This window comes from Kitasatospora sp. NPDC058965, assembly GCF_042741245.1.
In the GTDB taxonomy this organism is placed as follows: Bacteria; Actinomycetota; Actinomycetes; order Streptomycetales; family Streptomycetaceae; genus Kitasatospora.
Map to the genome: position 1 here is coordinate 1 of NZ_JBHYKG010000350.1, position 8,399 is coordinate 8,399.

Consider the following 8,399-nt stretch of genomic DNA (forward strand, 5'->3'; position numbering starts at 1 on the left):
GCGCACGGCGGGCCGGGCGGCCCGGAGACGACCGTCCCCCTCGGTCAACCGACCGGTGTTGCTCCTCGGTCAGTAGACCTGCCCCGGATAGGGCTGCTGCTGCTGTCCGAACTGCCCCTGTCCGAACTGGCTCTGCCCGAACTGCTGCTGCTGGTAACCCTGCTGGCTGCCGGGCTGCGGCTGGTACGGCTGCTGGGTCGGCAGGCCCTGCTGGGTGGTGTTCTGCTGGAAGAACTGCTGCGGCGGCACCGGGCGGACCGGGGCCATCGGCGCGGGGCCGACCGGGGCGGGCCGGAGCGCGCCCGACTGGTCCCAGGGCTGGGCGGCGGCCGGCTGCGGGTAGCCGGGCACCGGCTGTCCGGGCAACCGCGGTGCCGGGACGTACGGCTGGGCGCCGTAGCCGGACATCGGCGGGGCGCTCTGGTAGCCGCCGCTCGGGCCCGGGCCGAGCGCGAGCCGGGCGGGCGGCAGCGCGGGCAGCAGGCTGGTGGATTCCATCGCCGACCCGTAGGACGGCGTGGACATGGGGGCCGGCGGCAGGGCTGCCGGCACGTTGATCGGCGCGATCTGCGGGACTCCGCGCTCTGCGACCAAGCTGTCGTAGATGGGCGTGCCCGAAGAGAAGGACGGAGGGTAGTAACCGACTCCGTCGTAGGGGCGGGGCGAGGTCATGGGGCATACCGTAAGCCCAGAATGCGCCCCTGAGGAGACTGGGAGGGGGGATAGTTCAAGTTGTTTACGCAGTCTTCGCCGACACAAACCCCTCGAACGGGAGAAGAACGGACATTTCTCCGTCGAAATCCGGTCAGGGGCGGTCGAATCGTGACCAGTTCGCACACGTGAGCCCCCCACGCCGGGGGGCTCACAACGGCGCACTCGGTCAGCCGCGCTGCAGCGCCTGAGCAGGGAAACCGGGCTGTCCGGCCACCTCGGAGGTGCAGTGGGCGCAGCGCACGGCCGCGGCCGGGATCTTGCTGAGGCACTGCGGGCAGTCCACCTTGGCCGGCTCGGCCGCCTTGGGCTTCTCGAACTTCGCCTGCAGCTTGCCGATCGGGAGCACCACCGCGAAGTAGATCACCGCGGCGATCAGCACGAAGCTGATCAGCGCGTTCAGGAAGGCGCCGTAGGGGAACTGGGTGTTGGCGACCGTGAAGCTCTCCTTGGTGAAGTCGCCCACCGCGCCCATGGCCACGCCGACCAGCGGGGTCAGGAAGGCGGTGACGAAGCCGGTCACCACGGCGGTGAAGGCCGCACCGATGACGATACCGACCGCCAGGTCGACGACGTTTCCACGCAGCAGGAAGCTGCGGAAGCCCTTGAACACGGCTGAGACTCCAGGGATGGGTGAGGGGAGCGCGGGGGGCTGGCCGCCCGGTCGCCCGGCCATCCTGGCCAAGCCGCCGGGCCCGGGTCCAACTCGCGTCACCCGTTCCGCGTAGTGCCGCGGCAGGAACTGACGGGGCGTCCGGCTCTTTCGTACAAGCACCGACGGACCCGGCCCGACCCCTGTGCACTGGCCGGGTTTGCGCGCATACTTTCGGACATGCCTGCTCTGATCGTGGTCCTGTTGGCGGTCCTCGTCCTCTGGTCGGTCACCGGTGTGCGCGTGGTGCAGCAGTACGAGCGGGGCGTCGTCTTCCGGCTCGGCCGGGTGCGCGGCCGGGTCCGCGAGCCGGGGCTGACCCTGCTGGTCCCGGTGGTGGACCGGATGCGCAAGGTCAATGTGCAGGTGGTCACCATGCCGGTGCCGGCCCAGGAGGGCATCACCAAGGACAACGTCACGGTCCGGGTGGACGCGGTGCTCTACTTCCGGGTGGTCGAGCCGATCCTGGCGACCGTGGACGTGCAGAACTACCAGTTCGCGATGCTCCAGGTGGCGCAGACCTCGCTGCGCTCGGTCATCGGCAAGAGCGAGCTGGACGACCTGCTCTCCGGCCGCGAGCAGCTGCACCGCGGCCTGGAGCTGATGCTGGAGAGCCCCGCGACCGGCTGGGGCGTGCACATCGACCGGGTGGAGATCAAGGACGTCGCGCTGCCCGACTCGATGAAGCGCTCGATGGCGCGTCAGGCCGAGGCGGACCGTGAGCGGCGGGCCCGGATCATCACCGCCGACGGCGAGTACCAGGCGGCGACCAAGCTGGCCGAGGCGGCCGCGCTGATGGACGGGACGCCGGCGGCGATGCAGCTGCGGCTGCTGCAGACCGTGGTGGAGGTGGCGGCGGAGAAGAACTCGACCCTGGTGCTGCCCTTCCCGGTGGAGCTGCTGCGGTTCTTCGAGGCGCAGGCGAAGCAGGTCACCGGGGCGGCGGTGCCCGCGGCCCGGACGGCCGAAGAGGCCCGGACGGCGGACGAGGCCCGGGCGGTCCGGGAGCCGGCGGTCCCGGACCTCGATTGATCCGATCGGGGGACCGATGGCGCGTCAGTCGGCGGCCCGGCGCGGCCGGCTGACACGGTGGCGGTATGAAGACCGTCACCCGCGCCGTCGTCCTGGCCGTCTCCGCGGTTTCCGCGTTGAGCAGCGCCCTCGCCCCGCTGCCCGCCGGGGCGGACGCCCCGTACAGCACGCTGCGCCACCCGCAGCAGGTCCGCGACAGCGGCAAGCGCGAGGTGGTGGAGGTGTTCTGGTACGGCTGCCTGCACTCCCAGCTGCTGGAGCAGCCGCTGGAGGAGTGGGCGGCCCGGCAGCCCGCGGACGTGGTGCTGCACCGGATCCCCGCGGTCTGGGCCGGCTCCCCCGAGCAGGACGAGCAGCGGGCGCACGCCCGGCTCTACTTCACGCTGGACAAGCTGGGCCAGGTCGACCGGCTGCAGCAGGCGGTGTTCCGGGCGGTGCGCCAGGACGGCCTGGACCTCACCACGGAGCAGGCCGCGGCCGACTGGGCGCAGGGCCAGCAGGTGGACCGGCAGAAGTTCGTCACCGCCTACGAGTCGGACGAGGTGCGCCGCGAGGTCGACCAGGCGCCCGACGACCGGGTCCGGTACGAGGTGAACGAGCTGCCCACCGCCGTGGTGCAGGGCCAGTGGGCCACCTCGCCGACCAAGGCCGGCGGGGTGGAGCAGATCCCCGCGGTGCTGGACCAGCTGCTCGCCCAGGTCCGCGCCGCCAAGCACTGATCCGGGCGGTCCCGCGCCCTCAGTAGGTGCGCCCCTTCCAGGCGGCGCCCCGGCCGCGGTAGTGCTGCACGGCCGAGTCCACCGTCATCGCCAGGTAGAGCAGTGCGGTGAACGGCAGCAGCAGCGCGGCCGGGGCCGGGCGGTCGTAGTAGCGGACCATCGGCAGGTAGGTCACCGTCATCACCGCCCAGGCGCCGGCGCCGAGGCCGAGCAGCGGGAGCGCGCCGCCGGCCGCGCCCGCCACCGCGGCCAGCGGCGGGACCAGGTAGATCAGCGCCAGGCCGAGCACCGTGCCCAGCAGCAGCGCCGGCGAGTGGCGCAGCTGGGCGTAGGCGCTGCGGGAGACCATCCGCCACAGCGGTCCGAGGCCCTGGTACGGGCGGACGCTGGTGACCGCCAGCTCGGGGGAGCGCTCGGAAAGACCGAGCCAGGTCCGGCCGCCGGTCCGCTTGACCGCGCGGGCCAGGGACACGTCGTCGATCACCGCGCCGCGGATCACCTCGACGCCGCCGGCCCGCTCCAGCGCCGCCCGGCGCACCAGCGAGCAGCCGCCGGCCGCGGCGGCGGTGCGCGAGCCGGGCCGGTTGCTCCACCGGAACGGGTAGAGCTGGGCGAAGAAGTAGACGAAGGCCGGCACGATCAGCCGCTCCCAGCCGGTCTCGGTGCGCAGCCGGGCCATCTGCGAGACCAGGTCCAGCCGGTCCGGCGGCCCGCCCGCCTCGGCGGCGGCCACCAGGGCGGCCAGGGTCTGCGGGCCGTGCGCGATGTCGGCGTCGGTGAGGAGGAGGAGTTCGGCCTGCCCGGCCAGCTCGACCCCGTGCCGCACGGCCCAGAGCTTGCCGGTCCAGCCGGCCGGCAGCGGGGGCGGGGTGGTGACGGTCAGCGGCAGCCCGCCGCCGGCGGCCAGTCGGCGGGCGGTGTCGGCGGTGCCGTCCGAGCTGTGGTCGTCGACCAGGATCACCCGGGCCCGGCCGGGGTACTTCTGGGCCAGCAGGCCGGGCAGGCTGAGCGGGAGGACCGCCGCCTCGTCGCGGGCCGGGACCACCACCGCCACCTCGGGCCAGTGGGCCGGCTCCGGGCGGTGCGGGGGCAGCCGCTGGTCGGTCCGCCAGAAGAACCCCTGCCCGAGCGCCAACCAGAGCCAGCAGACCAGCGACAGACCCGTCACCCACAGCATCAGCGTCACGCTGGCAGTCTGCCGCACCCGACCGCGCCGCGGCCCGCAGCCGGGCGCACGGCCTCGCCTCGTGGGGGGACTTCGTCGGATCGGCTAGGGTCCTCCCTTGTGAAGATCGCACTGGTGGACTCGGGAATCGGCCTGCTGCCGGCCGCCGCCGCGCTGCGTGAGCTGCGCCCGGACGCCGACCTGGTGGTGTCGTGCGATCCCGACGGCATGCCGTGGGGCCCGCGGACCACGGCCGACCTGACCGAGCACGCACTGGCCTGCGCCCGGGCGGCGGCCGAGCACCGGCCGGACGCGCTGGTGGTGGCCTGCAACACCGCGACCGTGCACGCGCTGGACGCGCTGCGGGCCGAGCTGGAGCCGGGCATCCCGGTGATCGGGACGGTGCCGGCGATCAAGCCGGCGGCGGCGGGCGGCGGCAAGGTGGCGATCTGGGCCACCCCGGCCACCACCGGCAGCGCCTACCAGCGCGGGCTGATCGAGGAGTTCGGCGGCGGCGCGGAGATCACCGAGGTGCCCTGCCCGGGGCTGGCGGACGCGGTCGAGCACGCGGACCGGGCGGCGCTGGAGCGGGCGATCGGCGCGGCCGCCGCGCTGACCCCCGCGGGCGTCGAGGTGCTGGTGCTCGGCTGCACCCACTACGAGCTGGTGGGCGACCTGATCCGGGCGGCGGTCGCGCCGCAGGCCGCCCCGGACCTGGTGCTGCTCGGCTCGGCGGACGCGGTGGCGGCGCAGGCGCTGCGCCGGATCGCGCCGCAGGCGCTGGCCCGCACCGGCTCGGGCACCCTCACCGTGCTGCTGACCGGCCGGCCGGGCGAGCTGCCCGCCGCCGCGGGCGCGTACCCGCAGGGGCGCTCGCTGCTCGCGGCCGCGGTGGTCTGAGCCGCTCGCGGCCGCGGTGGTCCGAGGGGCGGGACGCGGGTCCCGCCCCCGCCCCCGCTGCTCAGCGTCTCCGGGGCAGCCCCGCCAGGGTCGCCTCGAACCGGTCGGGGTCGGCCGTCGCGTCGGCCGGCAGCCGGCTGATCTGCAGCGCCGAGCGCGGCAGGCGCGGGCTGAGCCGGTGGTCCGTCAGGAACGCCGTGCGGTAGCCCAGATCGACCAGCAGCGCCGCGGTGCGCGGGTCGGGGGAGCCGCCGGGGTACGCGAACGCCGTCGGCGCCGCCCCCAGCCACCCGGTGAGCGCCTGGTGCGCCCCCTGCACCTCCGCGCGCACTGTCGCCTCGTCGCACCGCGGCAGCTCCGGGTCGCCGGTGCACTGGCTGCCCACCGCCACCCGCGCCGCCACCAGGTGCCGCAGTTCCGCCGGGGTCAGCCGGACCCGGCCGGGCGCACCGGCCCGCGCGCTCACCCGCAGCTCGTGCAGGCTGCGCCGGCGGTCCGGATCGGGCAGCGCGACCAGCTGCGCCAGCCGGGCGGCCGGCCCGCCCGCCCGCAGCGCCCGCGCACTGCCCCCGTGCGCCAGCAGGAACGCCGCCTCCTCCCGCCAGCTCGGCCGGGAGCTGCCGACCAGCTCGGTCGCGACGAACGCCACCGCCGGCAGGCCACGGGCCGTCAGCGCGGGCAGCGCGTGCTCCAGGACCGTGCGGTCCGCGTCGTCGAAGGTGATCAGGACGCTGCGCGGCGGCAGCGGCTGCTCCTGCGCCAGGGCCTGCTCCAGCGCCGGCAGCGAGACCGGCACCGCCACCCGGCAGAGGCGGTCCAGCTGGGCGCCGAACGCCCGCTGGTCGGTGACCCGCCCGTAGGCGAGCACCGTGAGGCGGCGGGCGGCCTGTGCACGCAGGAACGGGCGCGCGCAGCCGGTATGGACCAGCCACGAGGCCAGCCGCTCGCCGGGCGGGTCGGCGAGCGTCCCCGGCGCGGCGGCGGACGGGGCGGTGGGCAGGTGGATGGGCAGGACGGCGGCGGCCGGCAGGTCCGGCGTACCGATGTGCGATCGCGGCACGGTGCTCCCCAGGCGAGGCCGGTCTGACCCGGCGTGAACTCCCTCGACGCAGTGCAGACTCCCGCGCCCCGCAGATGGTTGTACGCGATGGGACTGACGTTCGCCCGGGCCGCGGAATCGGGCTCAGCGGCGCCGCGACCAGGCCACCGTGCGGTCGAGCGCGGCGCGCAGCGGCAGCGGGTCCAGGTCGGGCAGCAGGGCCCGCAGCGGGGCCGGATCCGGCAGCTCCGGTTCCGTCGGTCCGGGGCGGGCGACCGTCCGCACCAGCGGCAGCGGGCGCCCGAGCACCGCGCCCAGCTCGCCGGCCAGCTCCAGCACCCCGGCGACGGTGCCGCAGGCCAGGTCCACCGGCCCGGGCGCGGTCAGCCGCCGCAGCACCGCCGCCCGCAGCACCTCGGCCACCGTGCCCACGTAGCTGAAGTCCCGGCGCTGCTCGCCCCCGTCGGGCACCAGCAGCGGCTCGCCGGCCAGCGCGGCGGCGACGAAGCCTGGCACCAGCGCGGGCCAGCCCGGCACGGTCGGCTGCAGCGGACCGAAGACCTCGTGCAGCCGCAGGGTGAGCACCGGCAGCCCGTAGCAGTGCTGGTACGCCGACAGGTACCCCTCGGCGGCGAGCGCGCCCACCGCGTACGGGGTCCGCTCGGCGGTCGGGCCCAGGGCCGCGGCGGTGACCGGGGAGGCCGCCACCACGTGCAGGTTGCCGGCCCGGCGGGCGGCCTCCAGCACCTGGAGGGTGCCGTTGGCGTTGGCCAGGTGGCCGTCGGCCCGGTGCCGGACGGGCGCTCCGCCGGGCAGGCCGGCCAGGTGCACCACCGCCTGGGCGCCGTCGAGCGCCTCGTCCAGCAGGTCCGGGTCGAGCACCGAACCCTCGAAGAGGTTCACCTCCAGCTCGGCCAGGTGCGCCTTGCGGCCGGTGCTGAAGTCGTCGACCACGCGGACCTCGGTCACCCGCGGGCAGCCGAGCAGCGCGGCAGCCAGGTTGGCGCCGACGAATCCGGCTCCGCCGGTGACGACCACGCGCATCGCAGCACGGACTCCTTCCGCAATCGGTGCCCGGGACGGCGGGCGGAGCCGATGGTAGCCGCCCGGACACGGTCCGTGTAGGGGTCCGGCACGAGGTTTCCGACGGCGGTCGGGCGGGCGTCAGAGCTTGCGCTGGCGGTAGGTCTCCTCGGCCGCGTCCACCACGGCCGCCAGGTCGCCGCCGGCCGAGGCGGTCGCCACGGCGGCCACCGTGCCCTCCACCAGCGGCGCGTCGGCGAACCGGACCGGGAACGGCAGCCCGTGCTCGTCGGCCGCGGCCAGCACCGCGAGCACGGTCTGGACGGCCGCCGGCAGGTCGGCCAGCACGGCGACCCCGTGCCCCTGGTCGACCCGGCGGGCCGCCGCGGCCAGCAGCAGGGCGCTGCTGCCCAGCCCGTCCCCGGGGTGCCCGCCGGTGGGCTCCACCGGTGACGGGTCGCCGTTCTGGGCCATCGCCCGGGCCAGGTCGGCCACGTCCTCGGCCAGCTCCCGGCTGTGCGAGACCACCACCACCCCGACCCGGCCCAGGACGGCCGAGCGGACCGGCGCCTGACTGGGCACCCGGACCGCCGAGGGCGCCTCGCCGATCGGGATCACGTCGGCCCCGGACCCGCGTGGACTGATCTGTGCCATGGTCTGCTCCCCGCTCTCGGCCGGTTCCCGCCCACTGTCGCAAACCCGGCGCGCGGCGTCCCGCGCCCGCGCCGGACGGGGTCGCGATCGACCCGAAAGCGCAGCCCGGAAGGGGTCCGGCGGGATAATCTGGGGCAGTTGACGGACCTTCGGGAGGAGCACCACCAGTGTCGACCGAGACCAACTCCGGCCAGGCCGCCGGGCCGGCGTCCGGCAAGCCCAAGCTGGACACCACGGGGGCCGAGTGGCTCTCGGCCCAGCAGGAGGACGGGTCCCCCGGGGACGTCCAGATCGCCTTCGTGGACGGGTACATCGCGATGCGGGACGGGCGGTTCCCGGACGGTCCGGTGCTGGTCTTCACGCAGGAGGAGTGGCGGGCCTTCGTGCTCGGCGCCCAGGACGGCGAGTTCGACCTCGACTGAGCGGACCGCCGGCGCCGGCCGCCCGGACCGCCCGCCGAAACGGACAGGCGCCGTGCCGACCGCCCCCACGCGGTCGTGCACC

Annotated in this window: 10 protein-coding genes; 4 read left to right on the plus strand and 6 right to left on the minus strand. The window is 75.5% G+C overall.

All coding sequences use genetic code 11. The features are described 5' to 3' along the window. Positions 1-69: 69 nt before the first annotated feature. Together ACFW1A_RS35125 and mscL are read right to left on the minus strand one after the other, a co-directional pair. Positions 70-672: a DUF6643 family protein gene (locus ACFW1A_RS35125; protein ID WP_380416516.1), complete on the minus strand. Its 603-nt coding sequence runs from the start codon at positions 670-672 to the stop codon at positions 70-72. A gap of 208 nt (positions 673-880) precedes the next feature. Beyond that, a complete protein-coding gene (mscL, locus tag ACFW1A_RS35130; RefSeq protein WP_380416518.1) occupies positions 881-1,324 on the minus strand; it encodes a large conductance mechanosensitive channel protein MscL in 444 nt (147 codons plus the stop codon). A 219-nt stretch (positions 1,325-1,543) separates the two neighbouring features. Here mscL and ACFW1A_RS35135 point away from each other — a divergent pair, with 219 nt between their 5' ends. Beyond that, the gene (locus ACFW1A_RS35135; protein WP_380416521.1) at positions 1,544-2,395 is read left to right on the plus strand and encodes a slipin family protein; all 852 of its coding nucleotides are present in this window, start codon (positions 1,544-1,546) and stop codon (positions 2,393-2,395) included. 65 nt (positions 2,396-2,460) lie between these two features. Further along, positions 2,461-3,114, plus strand: a complete 654-nt coding sequence (locus ACFW1A_RS35140) for a thiol:disulfide interchange protein DsbA/DsbL (protein ID WP_380416523.1) — start codon at positions 2,461-2,463, stop codon at positions 3,112-3,114. Between the two features lie 19 nt (positions 3,115-3,133). Here the strand turns inward: ACFW1A_RS35140 and ACFW1A_RS35145 are convergent, their stop codons facing one another. Continuing rightward, positions 3,134-4,291 carry a glycosyltransferase gene (locus ACFW1A_RS35145; RefSeq protein WP_380416535.1) on the minus strand — a complete coding sequence of 386 codons (1,158 nt, stop codon included), beginning with the start codon at positions 4,289-4,291 and terminating at the stop codon, positions 3,134-3,136. Between the two features lie 108 nt (positions 4,292-4,399). Here ACFW1A_RS35145 and ACFW1A_RS35150 point away from each other — a divergent pair, with 108 nt between their 5' ends. After that, positions 4,400-5,179 (plus strand): glutamate racemase, encoded by a 780-nt coding sequence (locus ACFW1A_RS35150; protein ID WP_380416525.1) that lies wholly within the window; start codon positions 4,400-4,402, stop codon positions 5,177-5,179. A gap of 61 nt (positions 5,180-5,240) precedes the next feature. Here ACFW1A_RS35150 and ACFW1A_RS35155 read toward each other — a convergent pair whose 3' ends face one another. The 3 genes from ACFW1A_RS35155 to ACFW1A_RS35165 form a co-directional block, all read right to left on the minus strand. After that, positions 5,241-6,239, minus strand: a complete 999-nt coding sequence (locus ACFW1A_RS35155) for a polysaccharide deacetylase family protein (protein ID WP_380416527.1) — start codon at positions 6,237-6,239, stop codon at positions 5,241-5,243. A gap of 123 nt (positions 6,240-6,362) precedes the next feature. Next, positions 6,363-7,262, minus strand: a complete 900-nt coding sequence (locus ACFW1A_RS35160) for an NAD-dependent epimerase/dehydratase family protein (protein WP_380416529.1) — start codon at positions 7,260-7,262, stop codon at positions 6,363-6,365. Between the two features lie 120 nt (positions 7,263-7,382). Continuing rightward, positions 7,383-7,895 carry a PTS-dependent dihydroxyacetone kinase phosphotransferase subunit DhaM gene (locus ACFW1A_RS35165; RefSeq protein WP_380416531.1) on the minus strand — a complete coding sequence of 171 codons (513 nt, stop codon included), beginning with the start codon at positions 7,893-7,895 and terminating at the stop codon, positions 7,383-7,385. Between the two features lie 167 nt (positions 7,896-8,062). Between ACFW1A_RS35165 and ACFW1A_RS35170 the strand changes: the two genes are divergently transcribed. Continuing rightward, positions 8,063-8,317 (plus strand): DUF397 domain-containing protein, encoded by a 255-nt coding sequence (locus ACFW1A_RS35170; RefSeq protein WP_380416532.1) that lies wholly within the window; start codon positions 8,063-8,065, stop codon positions 8,315-8,317. Positions 8,318-8,399 lie beyond the last annotated feature (82 nt).

Bases quoted from the DNA above. Each gene is read 5' to 3' on its own strand.
- ACFW1A_RS35125 (WP_380416516.1), bottom strand. From the start codon at position 672: ATGACCTCGCCCCGCCCCTACGACGGAGTCGGTTACTACCCTCCGTCC.
- ACFW1A_RS35135 (WP_380416521.1), top strand. From the start codon at position 1,544: ATGCCTGCTCTGATCGTGGTCCTGTTGGCGGTCCTCGTCCTCTGGTCG.
- ACFW1A_RS35140 (WP_380416523.1), top strand. From the start codon at position 2,461: ATGAAGACCGTCACCCGCGCCGTCGTCCTGGCCGTCTCCGCGGTTTCC.
- ACFW1A_RS35145 (WP_380416535.1), bottom strand. From the start codon at position 4,291: ATGCTGTGGGTGACGGGTCTGTCGCTGGTCTGCTGGCTCTGGTTGGCG.
- ACFW1A_RS35160 (WP_380416529.1), bottom strand. From the start codon at position 7,262: ATGCGCGTGGTCGTCACCGGCGGAGCCGGATTCGTCGGCGCCAACCTG.
- ACFW1A_RS35165 (WP_380416531.1), bottom strand. From the start codon at position 7,895: ATGGCACAGATCAGTCCACGCGGGTCCGGGGCCGACGTGATCCCGATC.